23 protein-coding genes are annotated in these 22,683 nt (G+C 62.5%); 14 read left to right on the forward strand and 9 right to left on the reverse strand.

What is annotated here, in order from left to right; all coding sequences use genetic code 11:
- Positions 1 to 20 precede the first annotated feature (20 nt).
- Together M0639_RS19255 and M0639_RS19260 are read left to right on the forward strand one after the other, a co-directional pair.
- Positions 21 to 839 carry a shikimate 5-dehydrogenase gene (locus M0639_RS19255; protein WP_064074733.1) on the forward strand — a complete coding sequence of 273 codons (819 nt, stop codon included), beginning with the start codon at positions 21 to 23 and terminating at the stop codon, positions 837 to 839.
- A 13-nt stretch (positions 840 to 852) separates the two neighbouring features.
- Positions 853 to 1,314 (forward strand): DUF6328 family protein, encoded by a 462-nt coding sequence (locus M0639_RS19260; RefSeq protein WP_003941357.1) that lies wholly within the window; start codon positions 853 to 855, stop codon positions 1,312 to 1,314.
- 1 nt (position 1,315) lies between these two features.
- Here M0639_RS19260 and M0639_RS19265 read toward each other — a convergent pair whose 3' ends face one another.
- Positions 1,316 to 2,152: a sulfurtransferase gene (locus tag M0639_RS19265; RefSeq protein WP_030536840.1), complete on the reverse strand. Its 837-nt coding sequence runs from the start codon at positions 2,150 to 2,152 to the stop codon at positions 1,316 to 1,318.
- Positions 2,153 to 2,174: 22 nt separating this feature from the next.
- Complete coding sequence (locus M0639_RS19270; protein ID WP_003941342.1) at positions 2,175 to 2,798, reverse strand: LysE family translocator; 624 nt, start codon at positions 2,796 to 2,798, stop codon at positions 2,175 to 2,177.
- Between the two features lie 102 nt (positions 2,799 to 2,900).
- On the opposite strand from M0639_RS19270, the gene M0639_RS19275 reads away from it, so the two are divergent.
- From M0639_RS19275 to M0639_RS19285, 3 genes are read left to right on the forward strand one after another with little or no spacing between them, the layout of a single operon-like run.
- Positions 2,901 to 3,374, forward strand: coding sequence for an Lrp/AsnC family transcriptional regulator (locus M0639_RS19275; RefSeq protein WP_003941284.1), 474 nt, complete (start codon positions 2,901 to 2,903; stop codon positions 3,372 to 3,374).
- A 36-nt stretch (positions 3,375 to 3,410) separates the two neighbouring features.
- On the forward strand, positions 3,411 to 4,649 hold the full coding sequence (locus M0639_RS19280) for a benzoate/H(+) symporter BenE family transporter (protein ID WP_047270249.1): 1,239 nt from the start codon (positions 3,411 to 3,413) through the stop codon (positions 4,647 to 4,649).
- Entirely contained in the window at positions 4,646 to 5,095 is a 450-nt protein-coding gene (locus tag M0639_RS19285) for an acyl-CoA thioesterase (RefSeq protein WP_054826357.1), read from the forward strand. Before M0639_RS19280 ends, M0639_RS19285 begins: the two co-directional genes overlap by 4 nt.
- On the opposite strand, the gene M0639_RS19290 is transcribed toward M0639_RS19285, so the two are convergent.
- On the reverse strand, positions 5,092 to 6,120 hold the full coding sequence (locus tag M0639_RS19290) for a phosphotransferase family protein (protein ID WP_054826356.1): 1,029 nt from the start codon (positions 6,118 to 6,120) through the stop codon (positions 5,092 to 5,094). The two genes, M0639_RS19285 and M0639_RS19290, sit on opposite strands and share 4 nt — an antisense overlap.
- Positions 6,121 to 6,341: 221 nt before the next feature.
- Between M0639_RS19290 and pdhA the strand changes: the two genes are divergently transcribed.
- The 5 genes from pdhA to M0639_RS19315 are packed head-to-tail and all read left to right on the forward strand — an operon-like array spanning position 6,342 to position 11,508.
- The gene (pdhA, locus tag M0639_RS19295; RefSeq protein ID WP_047270247.1) at positions 6,342 to 7,430 is read left to right on the forward strand and encodes a pyruvate dehydrogenase (acetyl-transferring) E1 component subunit alpha; all 1,089 of its coding nucleotides are present in this window, start codon (positions 6,342 to 6,344) and stop codon (positions 7,428 to 7,430) included.
- Complete coding sequence (locus tag M0639_RS19300; protein WP_064074725.1) at positions 7,427 to 8,404, forward strand: alpha-ketoacid dehydrogenase subunit beta; 978 nt, start codon at positions 7,427 to 7,429, stop codon at positions 8,402 to 8,404. The genes pdhA and M0639_RS19300 overlap by 4 nt, the downstream gene beginning before the upstream one ends.
- Positions 8,401 to 9,609, forward strand: coding sequence for a dihydrolipoamide acetyltransferase family protein (locus tag M0639_RS19305; RefSeq protein WP_064074724.1), 1,209 nt, complete (start codon positions 8,401 to 8,403; stop codon positions 9,607 to 9,609). The genes M0639_RS19300 and M0639_RS19305 overlap by 4 nt, the downstream gene beginning before the upstream one ends.
- 10 nt (positions 9,610 to 9,619) lie before the next feature.
- Positions 9,620 to 10,825 (forward strand): MFS transporter, encoded by a 1,206-nt coding sequence (locus M0639_RS19310; RefSeq protein ID WP_064074723.1) that lies wholly within the window; start codon positions 9,620 to 9,622, stop codon positions 10,823 to 10,825.
- Between the two features lie 29 nt (positions 10,826 to 10,854).
- A complete protein-coding gene (locus tag M0639_RS19315) occupies positions 10,855 to 11,508 on the forward strand; it encodes a hypothetical protein (protein WP_007726101.1) in 654 nt (217 codons plus the stop codon).
- Between the two features lie 374 nt (positions 11,509 to 11,882).
- Here the strand turns inward: M0639_RS19315 and M0639_RS19320 are convergent, their stop codons facing one another.
- From M0639_RS19320 to M0639_RS19335, 4 genes are all read right to left on the reverse strand, one after another.
- A complete protein-coding gene (locus M0639_RS19320; RefSeq protein ID WP_003941368.1) occupies positions 11,883 to 13,313 on the reverse strand; it encodes an NAD(P)(+) transhydrogenase (Re/Si-specific) subunit beta in 1,431 nt (476 codons plus the stop codon).
- A complete protein-coding gene (locus M0639_RS19325) occupies positions 13,313 to 13,636 on the reverse strand; it encodes an NAD(P) transhydrogenase subunit alpha part 2 (RefSeq protein WP_003941319.1) in 324 nt (107 codons plus the stop codon). The genes M0639_RS19320 and M0639_RS19325 overlap by 1 nt, the downstream gene beginning before the upstream one ends.
- Entirely contained in the window at positions 13,636 to 14,745 is a 1,110-nt protein-coding gene (locus M0639_RS19330; RefSeq protein WP_003941381.1) for a Re/Si-specific NAD(P)(+) transhydrogenase subunit alpha, read from the reverse strand. The genes M0639_RS19325 and M0639_RS19330 overlap by 1 nt, the downstream gene beginning before the upstream one ends.
- Before the next feature lie 527 nt (positions 14,746 to 15,272).
- Complete coding sequence (locus M0639_RS19335) at positions 15,273 to 16,811, reverse strand: AMP-binding protein (protein WP_042447907.1); 1,539 nt, start codon at positions 16,809 to 16,811, stop codon at positions 15,273 to 15,275.
- Between the two features lie 191 nt (positions 16,812 to 17,002).
- On the opposite strand from M0639_RS19335, the gene M0639_RS19340 reads away from it, so the two are divergent.
- Together M0639_RS19340 and M0639_RS19345 are read left to right on the forward strand one after the other, a co-directional pair.
- Positions 17,003 to 17,821 (forward strand): maleylpyruvate isomerase family mycothiol-dependent enzyme, encoded by an 819-nt coding sequence (locus tag M0639_RS19340; protein ID WP_064074722.1) that lies wholly within the window; start codon positions 17,003 to 17,005, stop codon positions 17,819 to 17,821.
- A gap of 34 nt (positions 17,822 to 17,855) precedes the next feature.
- Positions 17,856 to 18,479, forward strand: coding sequence for a Type 1 glutamine amidotransferase-like domain-containing protein (locus M0639_RS19345; RefSeq protein WP_003941379.1), 624 nt, complete (start codon positions 17,856 to 17,858; stop codon positions 18,477 to 18,479).
- Between the two features lie 57 nt (positions 18,480 to 18,536).
- On the opposite strand, the gene M0639_RS19350 is transcribed toward M0639_RS19345, so the two are convergent.
- Complete coding sequence (locus M0639_RS19350; protein WP_003941297.1) at positions 18,537 to 18,863, reverse strand: hypothetical protein; 327 nt, start codon at positions 18,861 to 18,863, stop codon at positions 18,537 to 18,539.
- 574 nt (positions 18,864 to 19,437) lie between these two features.
- On the opposite strand from M0639_RS19350, the gene M0639_RS19355 reads away from it, so the two are divergent.
- Both M0639_RS19355 and M0639_RS19360 read left to right on the forward strand, forming a co-directional pair.
- Positions 19,438 to 19,707: a GNAT family N-acetyltransferase gene (locus M0639_RS19355; RefSeq protein WP_007726096.1), complete on the forward strand. Its 270-nt coding sequence runs from the start codon at positions 19,438 to 19,440 to the stop codon at positions 19,705 to 19,707.
- A 161-nt stretch (positions 19,708 to 19,868) separates the two neighbouring features.
- Positions 19,869 to 21,095, forward strand: a complete 1,227-nt coding sequence (locus M0639_RS19360) for an MFS transporter (RefSeq protein ID WP_039972654.1) — start codon at positions 19,869 to 19,871, stop codon at positions 21,093 to 21,095.
- On the opposite strand, the gene M0639_RS19365 is transcribed toward M0639_RS19360, so the two are convergent.
- The gene (locus M0639_RS19365) at positions 21,088 to 22,656 is read right to left on the reverse strand and encodes a carboxylesterase/lipase family protein (RefSeq protein WP_058037977.1); all 1,569 of its coding nucleotides are present in this window, start codon (positions 22,654 to 22,656) and stop codon (positions 21,088 to 21,090) included. The two genes, M0639_RS19360 and M0639_RS19365, sit on opposite strands and share 8 nt — an antisense overlap.
- Positions 22,657 to 22,683: the final 27 nt, after the last annotated feature.

A 22,683-nucleotide genomic window follows, 5' to 3' on the forward strand; every position in this document is an offset into this window, starting at 1 on the left:
TCGCGATTAGAGTGGGAACGATGACCGTCGACCTCAACAAGGACACGCTCCTGTGCATGTCGCTCTCCGGGCGACCGAGCAACATCGGCACCAGATTTCACAATTACCTCTACGAAGAATTGGGCTTGAACTTCGTCTACAAAGCCTTCACCACCGAAGACGTGCCAGCCGCGATCGCAGGCATACGAGCACTCGGGATTCGAGGCTGTGGGGTGTCGATGCCGTTCAAGGAACAGGTCATCGAGCACATCGACGTCATGCATGATTCGGCCAGCGCCATCGACTCCGTCAACACGATCGTCAACGAGTCCGGAGTGCTGCACGCCTACAACACCGACTATCAGGCGGTGGCCGATCTACTGCGTGACAACAACGTCGACACGAGCCTGTCCGTCGCTGTCGCCGGCAGCGGTGGCATGGCAAAAGCAGTCGTCGCCGCGGTGCGCGACACCGGATTCACCGACGTCACCGTGATCGCCCGCAACCAGCAAGTGGGGTCATCGCTTGCGAAGCAGTACGGCTTCGACTGGCAGGCCGAACTCGGTGAGCTTCGTCCCGGTGTGCTGATCAACGCCACCCCGATCGGTATGTCCGGCGGCGCAGAAGCAGATGCACTGTCGTTCCCCGAGCACGCAGTGCGCGCAGCCGATGTCGTCTTCGACGTCGTCGCGATGCCTTCGAAGACGCCACTGATCGCGTTGGCGACCGAACTCGGCAAAACGGCGATCACAGGAGCGTCGGTCATTGCCCTTCAGGCCGCCGAGCAGTTCGTTCTCTACACCGGTGTGCGCCCGAGCGCGGAGCAGATCCAGCGAGCGTCGGAATACTCACGGGCGTAGGAACCACGTCGCCGTGAACGAGACCGGGGAGACTCCACCTCAACAACTCGCGCGGAACTTCAACGAGTTGTTGCAAGAACTGCGCGTCGCGCTCTCTGGTGTGCAGATCCTGTTTGCCTTCCTGCTGGCCGTGGCATTCACCGAACGCTACGAGGAAGCGTCGGCGTACATCCGCGGCATCCACTTGGTGACGGTGATCCTTGTTGCCATCTCGTTCGGGTTCCTGATGGCACCCGCGGTCTGGCATCGCATGCTTTTCCGCCGTGGGCACCGCGAGAACATATTGCCCGTGGCCAACCGATTCGCCCTGTGCGGCATAGCCTTTCTGGCCGCCTCCATGACCGGCACGGTCCTGTTGATCGCCGAGGTCGCCGTCGGCGGAGTTGCCGCAAAGGTTTTGGCAGCGTGCGCCGCGATCATGTTCACGGCGCTGTGGTTTCTCGTGCCGTCATTCATCGATCGCACCAAGAGCTGACTCAGGCTCCGGTGTCGACGGCGCGAGTGCTGTCGTTGGACCACTGTGACCACGAGCCCGGGAACAGCGTCGCGTCGTAACCAGCGATCGCGAGCGCCGCGATCTCGTGCGCGGCAGTCACTCCGGATCCGCAGTACACCGCCACCTTGTCTCCGACGCCCAGTCCGGCGAATCGCTCACGCAGGTGGGTCGTATCCAGGAATCGCCCGTCGCCGGTGATGTTCTCGGCGGTCGGCGCGTTCACCGCACCGGGGATGTGCCCTGCGACGGGATCCATCGGCTCGACCTCGCCGCGGTACCGCTCCCCGGCTCGGGCGTCTAGAAGGACACCGCCCTCGCTCGTCCAGTTGCCGACACGGTCGATGTCGACAGTCGGCATGTTGCCGCCGGTGAAAGTCACGTCGCCCGGGCTGACGGACTCGCCGATACCGGCCGCCAACGGCAGTCCTGCGGACTCCCAGGCCTGCAGCCCGCCGTCGAGCAGTCGGACATCCGAGAGTCCGGCCCACCGCAGCAGCCACCAACCACGGGCCGCGGCCGTGTTGCCGGTGGCGTCGTAAAGCACCACCGAATCACCGTCGTCGATTCCCCAACGACGCGCCGCGTCCTGCAGGTCTTCGAGACTCGGCAGCGGATGCCTCCCCTCGTCCGGCGACGGCGGCGAGGCAAGTTCCTCGTCGAGGTTCACGAATACCGCACCGGGAATATGGCCGTCGCGAAAATGCTGCTCGCCGTTCGAATCACCCAGCGCCCATCGGACATCGAGCAATCGCGGCGCAGCGCCGGCCTCGATGAGAGCGGACAGTTCTTCGACGTCGATCAGCACGGGAAGTGTCATGAGCCCATCCTGACACGACCACTCATGCAACCCCGAAGAAGGCACCGAGACCCACCAACAACACTCCCGTCACCACGTCGATTCGCTTGCCGACGCCAGGGCGACGCAGCTTCTTGCCGGCTCCGGCTGCCAACACCACCACGATCGCCCACCACAGCGCCGCGGCGACCACCGTCGCGCCCGCCAACATCAACGTGCGCAGCCCTGCGCCTTCACCCGGCTCGATGAATTGCGGGAGTAGCCCGAGAAAGAACAACAGCGCCTTCGGGTTCAGCAGGTTCGAGAGGAAGCCGTAGCGAAATGCTGTGGTGACCGCGATCGGTTCTTTCGCTGCCGGAATTCCCTCGTCCGAGGCTCGGGCCTTGAAAGCACTTCGAATCGCGGAGATGCCGAGCCAGGTCAGATATGCCGCCCCGGCGTAGGTGAGCGCGGAGAGCAACTGCGGCCGTGTTGCCACAAGTGCGGAGAGACCAAGTGACGCGGCAGCGGTGTGAACGAAGAGCCCGGAAATCACACCGGCGGCCACCACCGCGCCGGTCCGACGATCTGCCAGAGAATGACGCAGGATCAGGACAAAATCCGGTCCCGGCGTGAACAGGACGATGGATAGCAGGGAGCCGAAAGCGAGCCATTGACCGACACTCATCCGAAATACCTCACACCCGAGCTGATTCGAGACACATGTTCATGCCAGGAGTGTGCAACTGGATCCGGGAAGTTCAAAACGACTCCGGATATAGTTCGGCAGATGACGAAGAATGAGCCTCTGGATCCGGTGGACTGGAAGATTTTGGCCGAATTGCAGAACGACGCGTCGATCACCAACAAGGTGTTGGCCGATCGAGTCGGCTTGGCGACGTCCTCGTGCCACGAGCGCGTACGACGCCTACGCGCCAACGGCACGATCAGCGGCATCCATGCGGTTGTCGATCCGGCAGCCGTTGGCCGGTCGATGCAGGCGATCATCGCCGTTCAATTGCGACCACACCGCCGCGACCTCGTCGACCGCTTCACAGCCGACGCGCTCGCATTGCCGGAAACCCTTGCCCTCTTCAACGTCTCGGGCCCGGAGGATTTCTTCCTCCACGTCGCGGTCCGCGACAGTGCTCATCTACAACGGGTACTGATCGACCACCTCGCCGCGCACCCCGAGGTCTGGCACGCCCAAACGCACCTCATCTACGGCAAAGCGGTCACCTCGCCCATCCGACCGGACAGGTAATTCGCGCCCCGAGGTGGTCGGGCAGAATCACTGACCATGTCGGACTCCACAGAAACCACCGAACCGGAAGCCGTTCGCAGCAACTCACAACCGATGAGCGCAGGCATCGTCACGGCCCTCGTCGGCTTCACCAGTTCGTTCGCGGTGGTGCTCACCGGGCTCGCCGCCGTCGGTGCGGACGCAACCGAGGCGGCGTCCGGTCTGTTGGTTCTGTGCGTGACCCAAGCGTTGGGAATGCTCTGGCTCTCACGCCGGTATCGGATGCCGATCACCCTCGCCTGGTCGACGCCCGGTGCCGCTCTGCTCGCCGGCGCGGGTGCGGTCGAGGGTGGGTGGCCGGCCGCGGTCGGCGCCTTCGTCGTCGTGGGAATCGCGATAGTGCTGACCGGATTGTGGCCGACGCTCGGAAGGATCATCTCGGCAATCCCGACGCCCCTCGCGCAGGCGATGCTCGCCGGAGTTCTGATGCCGCTGTGCCTGGCGCCGATCATCGCCGTCCGGGACGCACCGGCAGCGGTCGCACCGGTCATCCTGGTCTGGCTTGCGGCGCAACGCTTCTCCAAGCGATGGGCGGTTCCGCTCGCGTTTCTCACCGCAGCGATCGTGATCGGGATCAGCCTCGTCACGTCGGATCGCACGCTCGACGCCGGCGCCATGATCCCCCGCATCGATCTCACCGCGCCGTCGTGGACCTGGCAGGCGATGATCGGCATCGCCGTTCCGCTCTACATCGTCACGATGGCTTCGCAGAACATTCCCGGTGTGGCGGTGATGAATTCGTTCGGATACACCGTTCCCTGGCGACCGTCAATGATCGTGACGGGTATCGGCACCATCGTCGGCGCTCCGGCCGGTGGCCACGCGATCAACCTCGCGGCGATCAGCGCAGCCCTGGCCGCCGCCCCCACCGCACATCCGGATCCCAAACGCCGATGGATCGCTGCCTTCACCGCAGGCTGGGCGTATCTCGTTCTCGCTGCGGGCGCGGCCGCCGTGGCCGCCTTGGTAGCTGCCGCTCCGGCCGGCGTCGTGGAAACTGTTGCCGGACTGGCACTCCTGGCAACACTGGCCGGCGCCCTCACTTCGGCGCTGAGCGAGGCGAGTGAACGTGAAGGCGCCGTGGTCACGTTTCTGATCGCCGCATCCGGCGTCAGTATCCTGGGAATCGGTTCGGCATTCTGGGCACTGTTGGTGGGACTGATCGTGCGCGCCGTCCTACAGGGCACCACCCTGCCCCCACTCTCGCGAAAGTCCTCACTACAGTCGAAGCCGTGAGCACAGCGCAGACGCCCCCGTCGATCAGCGAGTTTCCCGTTCTCTGGCCCGTCCCGACGCGGTGGGACGACAACGATCACTACGGCCACGTCAACAACGTGACCTACTACTCGTACTTCGACACCGCGGTCAACGCCTGGCTGATGTCTTCCACAGGAACCGACATCCGCACCCTGCCTGCCATCGGCGTCGTCGCCGAGACGTCGTGCCGGTACCTGAGCGAACTGTCGTTCCCCGAGCAGTTGCAGGTGGGTATCTCCGTCGAGAAGCTGGGCACCAAGAGCATCGTCTACGCCCTGGCGATATTCCACGAGGTCGACGGTGGCAATTGGGAACCCGCTGCCACCGGCCGCTTTGTCCACGTCTACGTCGACGCCGACACCCGTAAGCCGGTGGAGATCCCGGCGGCCATCAGATCTGCAGCCGGGATCTTGACCGAAAACTAGCTCAGGCCGAGCTGACCTGCCGTCAAGACGGCGCGTGCAACGATTCCGTCGATCAGCGCGACCGTCGGGCCGCCGTGCTCGGCCTTGTTGCGCGGATCGTCGAGAATGCGTCGCAGCACGCCCTCCGCGATGATCGAGAGCTTCCACAGAGCGAGTACGTGCCAGTATCCGACCGCTGACACGTCGCGGCCAGTCGCCTCGACGTAGGCAGCGACCAGCTCGTCACGGTTCGGGAAGCCTTCCAGCGTGGACGCCATGAACGGACCGGCAACCTTGTCACCGGCTTCCGGCCAGTACGCGAGTAGCGCACCGAGGTCCGCGAGCGGCTCCCCCAACGTGCACAGCTCCCAGTCGACGACGGCAACGATGCGCCCCTCGGCCGGATCGGTGATGACGTTGTTGAGGTGGAAGTCGCCGTGAACCAACGTCACTTCGTTCTGTTCCGGAATGTTTCGGTGCAGAATCTCGGCCAATCGGTCGACATCCGGAACATCGCGGGTCTTCGACTTCTCCCACTGCGCCGACCACCGCTTGAGCTGACGCTCGGCAAAGGGCTTGCGGCTGGCCAGGTCGTCCAGCCCGGTCTCTTCCAGGTCAACTCCGTGGATGCTGGCGAGGGTTTTGGGCATCGCCAAGCCGACCGCGCGACGCTCGTCCTCGGTCAACTTCTGAGCCACCGGAACGCCGTCGATCACAACGCCGTCGATGTAGCTCATGAGGACCAGCGGAGCGTCCGTGATCTCCGGATCTTCCGTGATGCCGAGGATCTTCGGAACCGGCACTTTGGTTCCCTGGAGCGAGGACAGGATGCGGTGCTCGCGAACGACGTCGTGCGCGGACGCCAACAACGTGCCGAGTGGAGGTCTGCGCAGTACCCACCGTCCTCCGCCCGCATCCGTCACGGAGTAGGTCAGGTTCGATTGCCCGTTACCGATCCTCTCGAAAGTCAGTGGTGTCGTGGCGCCGACCCCCAGTTCGGCGATCCACGCGGAAACAGCTTCTTCGTTCAAACCGACTGCAGTCACCGCACCGATGCTAGCGGTTGAAGTCCGATCGGTTGGCCGTACCGACACGTTTGTTACTCGCCAGTTCGCAGTTCAGGTCTTGATACGGCAGTGAAAATACTTGCGGATTTCCCAATCAGGGGGATCCTGATGGTAGAGCGACAACTGCATACGACACATCGGGATTGTGCGGCGTACTCACGAGGCGCGCCGGGCATGAGCAGAAACCGAGGTGAGCGAAGATGATCGACAACCTCGATTATCCGGTCCAACTCATCCAACCGAACGGCGCACGGGTGTGCCGTCCCGAATTCGACCGCCTGATAACGGACATCGGGCCTGACGAACTGCTGTCGTTGTATCGCGATCTCGTCGTGAGTCGCCGCATCGACACCGAAGCTGTTGCCCTGCAGCGTCAAGGCGAAATCGGTTTGTGGGCTCCGATGCTCGGTCAGGAAGCCGCGCAGGTCGGTTCCGCGAGAGCGCTCGCCCCAGACGACTTCGCGTTCACCAGCTACCGCGAACATGCCGTCGCGTACTGCCGGGGTGTTCCCCCCGAATTGCTGACCACCATGTGGCGAGGAATCTCCCATTCCGGTTGGGATCCAGAACAATTCAACGTCACCAATCCGGCGATCGTCGTCGGCTCCCAAGGGCTGCACGCCACCGGATACGCACTCGGCGCACACCTGGACGGCGCCGAGATCGCAACGATCGCGTACTTCGGCGACGGCGCCACAAGTCAGGGTGACATCGCCGAGGCGATGGGATTTGCCGCCAGTTTCCGTGTCGGCGTTGTCTTCTTCTGCCAGAACAACCAGTGGGCAATCAGTGAACCGGTATCCCTGCAGTCCCGTACACCCATCTCGCATCGGGCGATCGGTTACGGTATTCCGGCGATCCGCGTCGACGGTAACGACGTCCTTGCCGTGCTCGCCGTGACGCGCTCGGCGCTCTATCGCGCACGCGAAGGCAGCGGCCCGACGTTCATCGAGGCGATCACCTGCCGGATGGGCCCGCACACGACCTCCGACGATCCGAGCAGGTACCGCACCGATACGGATATGTCGGAGTGGAAAAGCCGCGATCCGCTCGAGCGAATGCGTCTGCTCCTCGGCCGTCGCGATCTTCTCGGAGAAAACGAACTCAGCACCATCGCGGCAGCCGCCGACGACGTCGCCGCTGGACTGCGACGCGCAACCATCGCGCTCGCCGATCCGCCCCCGTCAGCGCTCTTCGATCACGTCTACGCCGAGGCACACCCACTGGTCGACGCTGAACGCGAAGAGCATCGCGCGTATCTGGGCAGCCTGGAAGGGGCTTCGTCATGACCGTCATGAATCTGGTGACCGCGCTCAACACCGGCCTTCGACGCGCACTCGAAGACGATCGTCGCGTTGTCATCATGGGCGAGGACGTCGGCCGTCTCGGCGGCGTATTCCGGGTTACCGACGCCCTGCAGAAGGACTTCGGCGACACTCGGGTGATCGACATGCCCCTCGCCGAATCAGGGATCGTGGGAACAGCTTTCGGGCTTGCCTTGCGCGGATATCGGCCTGTCTGCGAAATTCAATTCGACGGGTTTGTCTACCCGGCTTTCGATCAGATCGTCTCGCAGGTGGCCAAGATCCAGTACCGCACCCGAGGCGCTGCCTCTGCGCCACTGACGATTCGGATTCCCAGTGGCGGCGGAATCGGCGCGGTGGAACATCATTCGGAGTCGCCGGAAGCGTACTTCGCTCACACCGCAGGGCTGCGGGTGGTGTACCCGAGCAATCCGATCGACGGTTTTCACATGATCCGCCAATCCATTGCCGGCGACGACCCGGTGATATTCCTCGAACCCAAACGGCGCTACTGGGACACCGCCGACGTGGCTACCGATGCCGCGCCCGAGCTTCCGCTCCACCGTGCCCGCGTCGCTCGCCCTGGAGACGACGCGACAGTGGTTGCGTACGGATCCATGGTCGCCACCGCACTCGAGGCCGCGCGGATTGCCGAAGAAGAAGGCCACGATCTGGAGGTCGTGGATCTGCGTTCACTCTCCCCCGTCGACTTCGACACGATCGAGGCGTCGGTGAACAAGACAGGCCGGCTGGTCGTCGTCCACGAGGCTCCGAAGTTTCTCGGCGTCGGCGCCGAAATCGCAGCACACGTCGCGGAACACTGCTTCTATCAGCTGGAGTCACCGATCCTGCGGGTCACCGGATTCGACATCCCCTACCCGCCCGCCAAGCTCGAGCGATTTCACCTTCCGGACGCCGACCGGATCCTCGCAGCACTCGACCGGACGCTGGCAGCATGAGTACAGGGCACGAATTCCGGTTGCCGGATCTCGGCGAGGGCCTGACGTCCGCCGATCTGGTCGAGTGGACGGTCGGCGTCGGCGACACGGTGGCACTCAATCAAGTTCTCGCCCAGGTAGAGACAGCCAAAGCTCTTGTCGAACTGCCGTCGCCCTACGTCGGCGTTGTCAGAGATCTCCTCGTCGAACCTGGCACTACCGTTCCGGTGGGTACTCCGATCATCCGTATCGAGGAGCCTGCAGATTCACCGTCTCCAAGTGATTCACAGTCTCCGAGCGTGCTGGTCGGATACGGACCCGCGGCCGAGAGACCGAGCCGCCGACGGAGCAAGATCACGCCCGCCTCGCAATCCGCGGCGAATACCGAACGACAGCCCGCAACACCCGCGGCGCGGCGCGCGGCCCGCGAAGCCGGCATCGAACTGAGCGAAATCACCGGCAGCGGATTCGACGGCGCCGTCACCGCAGCTGACGTCGCAGACGCGCTTACCGTGCAGGCGCCTTCGGATAACGCGACACGCCTGGCCTCGTCCGGGCTACGAAAACAGATGGCGTCGGCGATGGTTGCCAGCGTCCGCGCTCCGCAGGCCAGCGTCTTCCTCACCGCCGATATCACGCCTTCGATGGAACTGCTCGGCAGGCTCCGTTCTTCGGAGGCGTTCACCGGACTGTCCCTCACTCCGCTGACTCTCGCTGCCAAGGCAATGGTGGCCGCCATCGCCTCGCACCCGATGGTGAACGCGCATTGGGACGAGGCCCGCGGCGACGCCGCCGTCGACGATGACGTGAATCTCGGCATCGCCGTCGCCTCCGAACGTGGACTGTCCGTGCCCAACATCAAAAGCGCCGAGACACTGAGCCTGGTCCAACTCGCCCGCGCGGTGACCGAACTGACCGTTGCTGCCCGTGAGGGAAAGACGGACGTCCGTCACCTGACGGGTGGCACCGTCACGATCACCAATGTCGGAGTCTTCGGCGTCGAGGGCGGCATTCCGCTTCTCAATCCGGGAGAAGCCGTCATTCTCTGTCTGGGCTCGGTGAGCGAGCGTCCGTGGGTGATCGAGCGCAAGATCGAAGTGCGGAGCGTCGTGACACTGACGTTGACGTTCGACCACCGCGTGCTGACCGGTGAGCAGGCCGCGAGATTCCTCTCATTTGTCGCAGAGATGCTCGCGAACCCGGACCTGTTGCTGACTCACCTGTAGAAAGGAACGAGTGAGCGTCAACCCCACCGACCGCGCAGTCCCCACCTCCGCCCTGGTGCGCGCCCGCGCCGGCATCTTCGGCATTTTCGGCATCAACGGATTTCTCCTCGCGATGTGGGTCGTCCACATCCCGTCCATCGAACACCGAGTGGGGATCAGTCACTCGACGCTCGGCTCACTTCTTCTCCTTCTTGCAGTCGGAGCCATTGCCGGCATGCAGTTGAGCGGCCCGCTCGCAGATCGATACGGCAGCAGACGCATGGTCGTCCTGGCGGGTAGCGGGCTGGCATTCGCCACTCTCGGCCCGGGGTTTGCCACGAACACCTGGCAACTGGGCGCTGCACTTGTCGTGTTCGGCTTTGCGAATGGCGCATTGGACGTGTCGATGAACTCGCAGGCCGTCGAGGCCGAACAGCTGTACCGGCGCCCGATCATGGCGGCGTTTCACGGTATGTTCTCGGTCGGTGGCGTATTGGGGTCCGTCATCGGATTCGGCACTCTCGCACTGGATCTTCCGCCGTACGTCACGCTCAGCATCGCGTCGGCAATCGGCTTGCTGGCAGTCTGGTTGTGCTCGCGCCCCCTGCTCCCTCACGTCGACGTTCATGCCGAAACTGCGTCGACAACCGGAAAGACACACGGCAGATTCTCGGCTCGGGTGCTCGCTCTCGGAACCCTCGCCTTTGTTCTGATGCTGGCCGAGGGAGTGGCTAACGACTGGAGCGCGCTGCAGGTCAAGGAAGATCTCGGTGTTTCGAATGCCGTTGCCGCACTGTCGTTCGGCGCATTCTCCGCCATGATGACCGTCGGCCGGTTCACCGCGGATCGAATCAGCGCGGCGGTAGGCCCGGTGGCCGTGGTTCGCTACGGCGCGTTGCTGTCCTCCGTCGGCATGCTGACCGTCGTGGTATCCGGCTGGCTACCACTGACGTTGCTCGGTTGGGCACTGTTCGGCGCAGGCCTGTCGGGATGTATTCCGCAGATCTTCACCACGGCCGGAAATCTGGGCTCAGGTTCGGCCGGTACCAACATGTCTCGCGTCGTCGGCATGGGATACATCGGATTCCTCGCCGGGCCGGCAACCATCGGGTGGGTCACCAAGCTTGTGCCTCTCACCACAGCAATGTTGATCCCGTTTGCATGCGTCCTGGTCGCAGCGGGTTGTGCGGGTGTCGTTCGGCGCGATTCTCCGACCGCCTACAGACCTCACAGCTGATCCTCACGATCGGCACAGACTCAACAGGGATGCTGGTACTCGTGACCGTCTCGACCTCCACCCAGCACCCCGCTCCCTCCACAACCACTCGCTTCCTCGTCCTTGCCGCGATCGCCGTCGTAGCGCTGGGCGTCTTGTATTTCGTGCGACCCACCTCGCCCGGTTTGAGCGTCCCGGAACAGGTGCGCGCACTTGCCGAGTGGACGGTAGGCCGATTCGACGTCACCGCTGTACTCGCAGCCACTACCGCTCTGGCCGTCGTCTCGATGGTCCGCGGACTGCCATACGGCATCGGCGCGATCCTGCTCCTCGGAATGGGCGCCAATCTCACCAACGCGGCATTCGGTTCCTGGCTCCCCGATGTGCCCCAGGACCTATTGCCCAGCGGTCACGTCGCAGCGGCGACCGCGCTGTACTGCTCGGCGATCTTGATCTCCGCCCCGCAGTGGCGTCCGGTGGTCGCCGGGCTCGGATTCGTCGGAGTTGCTGCGATCGGTGCCAGCGCGCTCGCCGCCGAGCTGAGCGGCCTTTTCGGAGTGATAGCTGGCATTCTGATCACCCTGGTATGGGCCTGTGCCGCAGCCATTTTGATGGCACGATCGCCCATCGCCGCGAAACGTGAAGAGCTACGCCCGGATACGGCAGCCATCGCGTTTTCCAGGCACCGGAGCATCCGACTTTAGTCCTAAATCTTTGGGATTCAGAGATTTTCGCCGATAGCTCTCCCGCCACGGTTGGACATGACGTATGTTCTGAAATGTCCGAATCAAGTAGTTCCACAGCGAAGGAGTCTTTACCGTGAGCCTCGAAGATCTGAACCCGCTCGAACTGATCCAGAAGTTGATCGAACTACTTTCCGGCTTCTCTTCCGACCCCGAAACCCCCGAGGTTCCGTAAAACGTCGCCAGAGGCGCCTGTTCCGAGTTTCGTCTCGGACCAGGCGCCTTTGTCGTTTCAGCACAAGAAGTCGTTGCAACACACGACATCTTTGCAACACGGCCACGAAAAAAGGCGTCCACTCGCAGCTGCGAGTGGACGCCCCCTCCGAGTACCAGCGCTAGAGCGCCTTGAGTTCCTCGGTTACTTCGGAGACCGACTTCTTGGCGTCACCGAAGAGCATCGAGGTGCCCTCGGCGAAGAAGAGCGGGTTCTCGATACCGGCGAAACCGGAGTTCATCGAGCGCTTGAGCACGATGACGGACTTCGACTGGTCGACGTTGAGGATCGGCATTCCGTGAATCGGTGAGCTCGGATCGTTGCGCGCCGCCGGGTTGGTGACGTCGTTCGCACCGATCACCAAGGTGACATCGGTACGAGAGAACTCGTCGTTGATGTCGTCCATTTCCTTCATCGCGTCGTACGAGACATCCGCCTCTGCGAGAAGAACGTTCATGTGACCAGGCATACGGCCGGCGACCGGGTGAATGGCGTACTTGACCTCGACGCCCTTCGACTCGAGCAGTTTCGCCATGTCCTTGACCGCGTGCTGAGCCTGCGCGACGGCAAGTCCGTATCCGGGTACGACGATGACCTGGTTGGCGTAGGCCATCTGGATGGCCGCGTCGGCGGCCGAGGTCGCCTTTGCCGTGCGCACGACGCCGTCGGAGGATGCGGCTTCACCGCCACCACCACCGAAGCCGCCGGCAACGATGGCCGGGATGGACCGGTTCATGGCCTTGGCCATGAGGTTGGTCAAGATGGTGCCCGAAGCACCGACGATCATGCCGGCGACGATCATCGCCTGGTTGTTGAGCGCCAAACCTGCAGCAGCAGCTGACAAACCGGTCAGAGCGTTGAGCAGCGAGATGACGACGGGCATGTCCGCGCCGCCGATGGGCAGCACGACCATCAGTCCGAGGATGCCCGAGAGCACGAGCACGCCGACGATCCACAGTGAGCTGGTCGGGCCTTCCGGTGAGATCGCCTTGATACCGATGATCACCGAGAACGCGACGGCGGCAATGAGCAGCAGAGCATTGAGCGGCTGCTGGAGCTTGCCGATTCCGATCGGACGACCAGGCAGAGTTTCCTGCAGCTTCAGGAACGCGATCACGCTGCCCCAGAAGGAGATCGATCCGATCACCGCGGCAAAGAGCGACGCGATGACGATGTGTACCGTCGGCGATTCGCCGTGCTGGAATGCGGTGAAACCGTCCGAGTCCAGGAACTCCGCGTACGCGATCAACGCGACCGTGCCGCCGCCGACACCGTTGAACAGTGCCACCAACTGCGGCATGGCCGTCATCTTCGTCCGGAGCGCCGGCGGAACGCCGAGCACGACACCGATGACAAGGCCGGCAGCGATGAGGATCCAGTTCCCCATCTCCGCATCACGAATGGAGATCAGAGTTGCAACGACGGCGATGAGCATGCCGACCGCGGCGATCTGGTTGCCGCGGACTGCGGTCTTCGGGCCGGTAAGACCCATGAGGCCGTAGATGAACATCGAGAACGCGACAATGTAGAGCGCATTGACCAGGTATTCCATTACTGGTCACCATCCTTCGACACAGACTTGGCGGCCGGCTTGGCCTTGAACATCGCCAACATGCGGTCCGTGACGACAAAACCACCGACAACGTTCACGGTTCCGAAGACGAGCGCGACGAACAAGATGATCTGCAGCCCGATCGAGGGATCGTGCACCTTGCCCAGGACGACCAACGCGCCCAGGACGACGATGCCGTGGATGGCGTTCGTACCGGACATCAACGGGGTGTGCAGGGTGTTCGGAACTTTGGAGATCACAGCGAAACCGACGAACCCGGACAACACCAGGATCGCGATGTTCGCCAGCAGTGATGTGTACATCAGGCGCCCTTCTCTTCACGGGTGACGCACGCACCGGCCAGAACCTCGTCGGAGAAATCAGGCGCCAAGGCACCTTCCACCAACATGAGTTCGATCAGCGCGGAAATGTTCTTCGAGTACAACTCGGACGCATGCTCCGGCATGGACGCCGGCAAATTCAGCGGAGAGCAAATGGTCACGCCATGCTTGACGACGGTTTGACCCGGCTCGGTCAGCTCGCAGTTACCACCGGTTTCACCCGCGAGGTCGACCACGACACTGCCCGGCTTCATGCCTTCGACCGCGGCAGCGGTCACCAGGCGCGGCGCGGGACGACCCGGAACCAGAGCTGTGGTGATCACAACGTCGAAGCCCTTGATCGCATCTTCGAGTGCCTGCTGCTGCTTCGCTCGCTCGTCGTCGGTCAACTCGCGGGCGTATCCACCCTCGCCCGCCGCATCGATTCCGAGGTCGAGCCACTGTGCACCCACCGAACGCACCTGGTCGGCGACCTCAGGACGCACGTCGTACCCGGTAGCGCGGCCACCGAGACGCTTGGCTGTCGCCAGCGCCTGCAGACCTGCCACACCCACTCCGAGGACCAGAACCGTCGCAGGCTTCACCGTGCCCGCAGCGGTGGTGAGCATCGGGAAGAACCGCGTCGACTCCGATGCTGCCAACAGAACAGCCTTGTACCCGGACACGTTCGCCTGCGAGGACAACGCGTCCATCACCTGCGCGCGGGAGATACGAGGAATCGCCTCCACGGCGTATCCCTCGATGCCGGCGGCCTTCAACTCGGCGATGCGGTTGTCCGCATTACGCGGATTCAGGAAACCGATGAGCTTCGCGCCGGTACTGATCCGGGCGATCTCTTCTGTCGACGGAGGCGCAACCTTGACCACCACGTCAGCAGTCCACGGATCGCCGATCTTCGCGCCGGCAGCGGTGTACAACTCGTCGGGAATCAACGCCCCGAGACCGGCCCCGGACTCGACGACTACGTCGACACCCTTGCCGATCAAAGCGGACACAATTTTCGGCACCAATGCGACCCGACGCTCACCATCACTCGATTCTCGAGGGACGCCGACCGACGGACGCACTTGTGCGCTCTTCGATGTTTCCATTTTCCATTACCTTCTGCGGTTGGTGGTTCGCCTGCTGCGACGAGCGGCAACCAGCATGTGATGAGCGGAAGATGACCCGCTTTTGGGTGAATGGTGACTGATAGTAGCCAGAGTTAACGCGGCGTAGGGAAACCGACGACGCACTTTCTCCATCTGAATCGAGTCCGAACAGTATGTTTGGACATACCTGAAGAAGCCTACTGTGAGGCCGATCACACCGGAATGGCGGACTATTCCACTATTTGAAACGGCCGAAAGACGTAAAGGCATCAGAATGACGCGCCGAATAATCACCGTCGAGCGAGTTTACGAACCGGCTTCCGAATGTAACGCCGTCCGACTCCGCGTAGACCGACTCCGGCCACGCGGCCTCAAACGCGAAAACCTGCAGTACGCCTCGCACCGGCCTCGGATGCTCGACCCGTTGTTCTACTGACAGCAAGCAAGGACCTGCCATACGGTCACGCGCAGGTCCTTGCCGACTATCTCGCAGAATTACTCTGATGTCCTAGCATTTCACTAGAGCATCAATTGCTCACATATTGAGACCGCAACTTGTGCTTGACGAGCTTTCCTGTAGCGGTCCTAGGCAATTCGTCGGCAAAGTCAATGCTTCTCGGAGCTTTGAAATGTGCGACCTGACTGCGAACGTATTCCAGCAATTCCTCGGCGACATGGGCACCAGGCTCGATTCCCTCCGCTAGTTGGACAACCGCCTTGACCTGCTCACCCATTTCTTCGTCGGGAACACCGATGACCGCCACGTCGAACACCTTCGGGTGCAAAGTAAGGATGTTCTCGGACTCCTGTGGGTAGATATTCACACCACCGGAGATAATCGTGAACGCGGCGCGGTCGGTCAGATAAAGGAAACGCTCGGAGTCGATATAGCCGATATCTCCACTCGTCGTCCACGTCGGATGATCCGGATGCTGCGCGGCAGCCGTTTTCTCGGGATCATTGTGGTACCGGAACGGCAAAGTCTCCCGCTCCCAGAACACGGTACCGATCTCGCCGACCGGAAGATCGCGCCCGGCGTCGTCACAGATGTGCACGATCCCCATCACTCCGTCACGCCCGACGGAACCCGGATGCGACAAGGCCTGCTCACTGTTGATGAAGGTAGCGCCCGAACCCTCGGTCGAGGCGTAGTACTCGTAGATCACCGGCCCCCACCAGTCGATCATTGCCGTCTTCACTTCGGGCGGGCAGGGAGCAGCAGCGTGAATGGCGACCTTCACCGTCGAGACGTCGTAACGATCACGGGTCTCCTTCGGAAGTTTCAACATTCGAACGAACATCGTCGGTACCCACTGACTGTGCGTCACAGCGTATTTACCGATCAACTCCAGCGCGGTTTCGGCTTCGAATGCATCCATCAAGATCACGGTTCCGCCGACCGAATTGATCACGCCGCAAAAACGCAGGGGCGCCGCGTGATAGACCGGAGCCGGGCACAAATAGACTGTGTCGGAATCGAACCCGTACATCGGTGCGAACACCGCGGTGTACGGATCCATGGTGGTGTTCACCTCACCCTCCGGGAGATCTCCTTTGATCCCCTTCGGCCTGCCGGTCGTTCCCGACGAATACAGCATGTCAGCCCCACGCGGCTGCGAGTCGAGTGGAGCAGTGGACTGCGCATCGACCGCGTCTTCGTAGTCGTCGAAGCCCTCGAGGGCGCCGCCGTACACCAATCGGTGCCGCACGCGTGGAATCAGCTTCTCGTCCAACGGAACTGCTGCGGACGCCTGCCCCGACGCCACCAGAATTGTCGCCTCGCAGTCGTCGACGATGTAGGCAGCCTCCGCAGCCGTGAGATGCCAGTTCACCGCGGTGATGTAGAGGCCGGATCTCAACGCTGCCCAGTACACCTCGAACGCCCGGAGATCGTTGTTCGAGATGAGAGCGACGTGGTCCCCAGGCTTGGCACCGACACTTCGGAAGTATCGCGCCAACTGCGTCGACCGTTCGTCGAGTTCCCGATAGGTGATGGACTCACCCGTCGCAGGGCGAATGACGGCGGGCTTGTCCGGCGTGGACTGGACAAAATTTCCTGGAAACACGAAGACTCCTCTGTCGGTGACGACAACGCCGCGTGAGCCTGATTCGGCGTCGACAATCCTGGTCTACCACAGGAACTCTGCCACCCTCGGAGGTTTGGCGACACCGACTCGAAGCATGGGAATGCCCGCTCACTTATCCGCCGGGACATACAGTGAGGAGAACCGCACCGTCCGAAACAGGAGATGTCCACATGAGTGGTTGGCCCCAGGACTCAGTAGTCGACGCATTGACCGAGGAATGGAGAGTCATCGACGCACTGCTGGCCGAACTCGACGGCGATCAGTGGTTGGCACCGTCGAACCTTCCGGGGTGGACGGTTCACGACATCGTGTCCCATCTGATCGGTACAGAATCACTGCTCTCGGGCATCAATCCGCCGTCGATCAATCTGGACGTGCACGCATTGCCCCACGTCCACAACGAGATTGCGGCGTTCAACGAGCGCTGGGTCGAAGGCCTGCGGCGGACACCGCACTCGGACCTGCTGACCCGATATCGCGAGATCACCGCCGAACGAACCGAAGCGCTGCGCTCGATGACCAGCGCGGACTGGGACGCCGAGACACAAACACCGGTCGGTCTTGCGCCCTATGGCCGGTTCATGCGTATTCGGACCTTCGACTGTTGGATGCACGAACTCGACATCAGAGATGCAGTTGGCATTCCGGGTGAGGAAGGCGGATTGCGCGCGGAGACTGCATTCGGCGAAATCACCAGCGCGCTCGGATTCGTCGTCGGAAAACGAGGAAAGGCGCCAGAGGGAGCACGGATCACTTTCGAACTCGAAGGGCCACTTACCCGTTCACTTCACGTCTCGGTCGACGCGCGAGCAACACTCGTCCCGGAGTTGGACGGTCCGGCGACCACGACCATCTCGATGAGCTCACCGCTCTTCACCCGAATTGCCGGTGGCCGCGTCCACGCTTCGGATCACCGAACCGACATCTCGCTTCGCGGTGACACCACGGTGGGCACACGCGTCGTCGACAATCTGGCGTTCACGATTTGAGGGCTGGGTGGGTAGGTCGCGAAGGTACTGAGAAGTGAAACTGTTTCTCTCGTCCTACCGATTCGGCGACCACCGCGAGGCCTTTGTCGATCTCGTAGGCCGCGGCGCTCGCATCGCAGTCATCGCCGCGGCTGCAGATTCGTGGCCCGTCAATGCCCGCAGTTCAGCAGTCACCAGCGAACTGACTCCACTACGGGCAGCCGGCTTCACCGCAGAGGAAGTGGATGTCCGAGACTTCCTGGGTGCACCGGAAGCACTGGAACTCCGGCTCCGCGATTTCGACTGCCTGTGGGTTCGCGGCGGAAACACGTTCGTCCTGCGAGCTCAGCTAGCTCGAAGTGGCGCTGACCGGGTCATCGAGATGCTGGTTCGTTCAGGCGTCGTGGCCTATGCGGGATACAGCGCCGGAGCGTGCCTGGCGACTCCGACTCTGATCGGGCTGGACGCGTCGGACGACCCCGCTGAAGTCATGCCAACGTGCGGTATCGACCCGATCTGGTCCGGGCTCGCGCTGATCGACTTCGCGATAGTGCCGCACGGCGGCGATTCGCTACTCGAAGATCCACAGGTGACTGCGCGGACGGTTGCGGCCCTGACCACGGCGGGCGTGCAATTCACCGTGCTCACCGATTACGAGGTGATACTCGTCGACCGTTGATGTAACGCAGACGGTTGATCTTGACGCAGACTGAGCAGTCGACTCGGCCCGACCGGATCAGCCGTGCTCTGCCACCGCGGTTCCGGCTGCCGGCGACTGACGCTCGAGCCTCGTCCACGCGATCTCCCAGCGCTTGACAGAGACCTCGTCAGCGTCCTCGAGAAGGGCGTCGAGGAGCAGGCGTGGATTTTCGCGCCATGCCAGTTCAGCGGCATGGACTTCCGCAGCCGAGAACAACCCGGAAGCCTCGAGATCACGAATCCATTCGCAGATCTCGCCTCGGTGAATCCGTGCGATGGTCTCGTATCCCAGACCTTCGTCAAGGAAGTCGTACGAAAAAATTGCGGCAAAGTAACTGTTCGACTCACGCTGCCCGAAAATCATGTGCGTTCCTTCCTCGAAGTTGTCCGACGAAGACTCGAAATCGAACCGTTGAGCAGCGACGCCAAAGTTTTTTTGGCGAAGTTGTAACGCTTCTTCTATCCCCGACGATTCAAACGCTAACCCCCCGAGCGGGTCTTTGGGATCACGTCCGAGAAACGATCTGATGACCAACGCAATACCCCTGGGGTTTCCGGCCACTCGCACCCATCATCGACACGTAACCAGCGCGCCGCTGACCTGCAATTTGCCCGTTTCAGGCCCTCCACTTAATCCATCCGAACAGACGACAAAAAACTTTGTGACCGGTCCCACATATTGGGATAGTTACGATCGTGATGCATATGTATCACCCGTTGTGGGCACAAAAGTACGGGCAAATCGGCACGTACAGACCAGTTTTGTTCGTTCTCCATGGCGACGAAGGTCCCTTGAACGGTCGTCCAGTTGTAGTTGCGCTAAGTAACGGATCCCACGTCGGCAACCGATATTGCGGACGGCCTGCCAGGTAGCGTGCTCCAGAGAACGTAGACGCGGCGCGGCGCAACCGGCCGCCCTTTCGAAACGGAGCCCGAAGATGACCGAGACAGTGGCGCACAATCCCGCGGAAACGCGTTTCGAGATCCGAGTCGACGGCGAACTCGCCGGTTTCGCCGAGTACTCGGACCATTCCGGCGTCCGTGATTTCCACCACACGGTGACCTATCCGCAGTTTCGTGGGCGCGGGCTTGCCGCCATCGTGGTGCGTGAAGCGCTCGATCAGACCCGGAACGAGGGATTGAAGATCCTTCCGACGTGCTCGTACGTCGAGAAGTTTGTTGCGGAGAACCCCGTCTACCAGGCATAACCGAACGAGAACGGCCGGCGAAAAACCAGTCGCGAACCTGCAGACCCCGCTGCTAGCGTCGATGGTGCCGTCGTCGAAATCCTGGGCGGCACCATCTCGGGGAAGGAAAGAACGTGGTCGCCTCAGCAGATCGGCGTCCACCTGCGTCCACGGACGTAACTATCCCCAGCTATCTCCCTCTCGTACTGGTCAATCTCGCGACGCTGTTCTCGGCGATCGGCAACGGTATCGCCATCGTCGTGCTCCCCTGGCTGGTTCTCGAACGAACCGGTAAGGCTACCGACGCGGCGATAGTTGCCGGCGCAGCAGCCATTCCGCTACTCGTGTCGAGCCTGTTTTCGGGGACATTCGTCGACAAGTTCGGACGCCGTCGAACGTCGATGATTTCCGACGCTCTCTCTGCGATGTCCGTTGCAGCGATTCCGATCATCGCGGCCACCGCGGGCTTGACGATCCCGGTGATCGCGGCGTTGGCCGCACTCGGCGCCGTGTTCGACCCCGCCGGAATGGCGGCGAGGGAGTCCATGCTGCCTGCAGCGACTCGGACCGCCAAGTGGAAGCTCGATCGAACCAACAGTGTGTACGAGGCCAACTTCAACGTCGCGTATCTGATCGGCCCTGGCATCGGCGGTGTCCTCATCGCAACGATCGGAGCGGTGAACACGCTCTGGGTCACGGCGGCAGGATTTGTGTTCTCGATAGTCGTGGTCGCCTTCATCCGGCTTCCCGGCGCCGGAGTGCCCGAACACGAACACCGTCCGAAATCGATCTGGCACGGCACACTCGACGGTCTTCGGTTCGTCTGGAACAACAAACTGCTGCGCACCCTGGCGCTGATCGACATGGCAGTCGTCGCGCTCTACATGCCGGTGGAGAGTGTCGTGTTCCCGGTGTACTTCACAGAGTTGGATCAACCGGCCCAACTCGGATCGGTGTTGATGGCCTTGGCGATCGGCGGCATCATCGGCTCTCTCGCCTACGCCCCACTGGCGCCGATCATGTCCCGGCGGCTGATCATGATTTTTGCCGTCGCCGTTCTCGGCATAGCGATGCTGGCCATGGCGCTCCTACCTCCACTGTGGGTGATCCTCGTACTTGCCGGACTGCAGGGCCTCGTCTACGGACCAGTCGGCCCGATCGCCAACTACGCCATGCAGACGCACAGCCCGGAGCACATGCGTGGACGCGTCGTCGGTGTCATGACGTCGACGGCCTACGCCGCAGGCCCGCTCGGCTACCTCGCGGTCGGCCCGCTGCTCGATCAGCTCGGAATCGCGTCGACCTTTGTGGCCCTGTCGATTCCGATCATCCTGATCGCCGCAGTATGTGCCTCCCTACCGGTGCTTCGCGAACTCGATCGTCCGCGGCACTCGACCGACGTCAGTTGAACCCCATCACGTCGTTGCCCCAGGCGACGCGCAGTCCGTGATCGGGGTCGCTGACGAGGGTGTCGGCGGAGTCGATCAACAGCGTCGACCGCTTCTCTTCCTCGTACGGCGCCCAGTGCTTCGAACCGTCGAGAGCTGCGGGCACGGCATGCCGCGCGAAGGCCAACCACCGCCGTTGGATACGGCCGGCCACCTCCATCGCGGCCTTCCGTCCGCCGAGCCAGAACGTGGGGTCGACGTTCAGGGTTCCGAAATTGCCGAATACATAAGGTAATTCGGTCGCGTGGCCCGCGCCGATCCGCGCCGCCTTGAGCATCGGCGTCGCGTGATCGAAGCGGTAGACCCACGTAGGGGAATGCCTGCAGTGCGCGTCGGCGATCCACAGGGTCGGCATGCGAAACGCCGCGTCCCGTGAAAGCGCCAGCGCACCACTCGGTTTCGCATGGTCAGGGTAAGCCGACATGATCTCGGCAAGTTTGGTCGCCGAGATGTCGGGGTGATCGTCGGCCAGTAATTGGAGCATTGCCTCGACGGACTGCGCACTCACCGGCATCAGCGGAGACTTCATGAACTTGAAGATCGACGCCTCGTCCTTGTTGGAACCGATGATCAGTGGGATTCGGTGCGCGTAACCCTTCTGGAAAGCCGCAACCGGGTAGTGCGGCACCAGATCGCGATCGACAACGGGTGCCATCGCCAAAGTTCCCGGAATCCGGGTCGGAATTTCGTTGACCAAATCATCGCTTGCCTTGACGAGCAGTTCCAGATCCGTGGTCAGCAGATCGCCTGCGTCTTCGGGGTCGATCGAGAGCAGTTCGAGAAACCGCTCTGCAACGGTCTTGGCGCGCTCGGCCCCGTAGACGGAGGTCGCGGGCGGACTCTGGGCAATCGCACGATGGAACAGACCTTCGGCGCTCGGACAGGTCATGAGCGTCGTGATGGATCCTGCGCCGGAGGACTCCCCGAACACGGTCACCGCACTCGGGTCACCACCGAAGGCGTCGATGTTGTCTCGAACCCATTCGAGTGCCGCAATCTGGTCTCGCAGACCACAGTTCGATTCGAAAACAGTATCCGCGGTGGAGAATGCAGACAGGTCCAGGAATCCGAGTGCGCCGACGCGATAGTTGAAGGAGACGAGAACGACGTCACCGGTTTCAGCCAGATGACGGCCGTCGTAGATCGTTTGGGCGGCGGATCCGAGGCAGTAGGCGCCGCCGTGAATCCACACCATCACCGGTCGCGGCGTGCCGTCGGGTCGCGGGGCCCAGACGTTGATCGACAGGCAGTCCTCGTCGATTTTGAAGGCCCGATCGATCGGAACCGCCGGACTCTGGCCTTGCGGCGCGATCGGCCCGAACTCACGACAGTCGCGCACCCCGTCCCACGACTGTGCGGGTTGCGGCGCTCGGAACCTCCGCTCACCCACCGGCGCCGCTGCGTAGGGCATGCCCTTCCACGCGAATACACCGCCATCCGGATACCCGCGGGCTTCTCCGCCTCGCGCCCGGATCACCAGAGTTCCGTCCTCGCCGAGATTTGGTCGAACGTCGGTCTCCATGTCTGAATCCCCTCCCGACCCGCGCGT

It is taken from the genome of Rhodococcus qingshengii JCM 15477 (genome assembly GCF_023221595.1).
Lineage (GTDB): Bacteria > Actinomycetota > Actinomycetes > Mycobacteriales > Mycobacteriaceae > Rhodococcus_F > Rhodococcus_F qingshengii.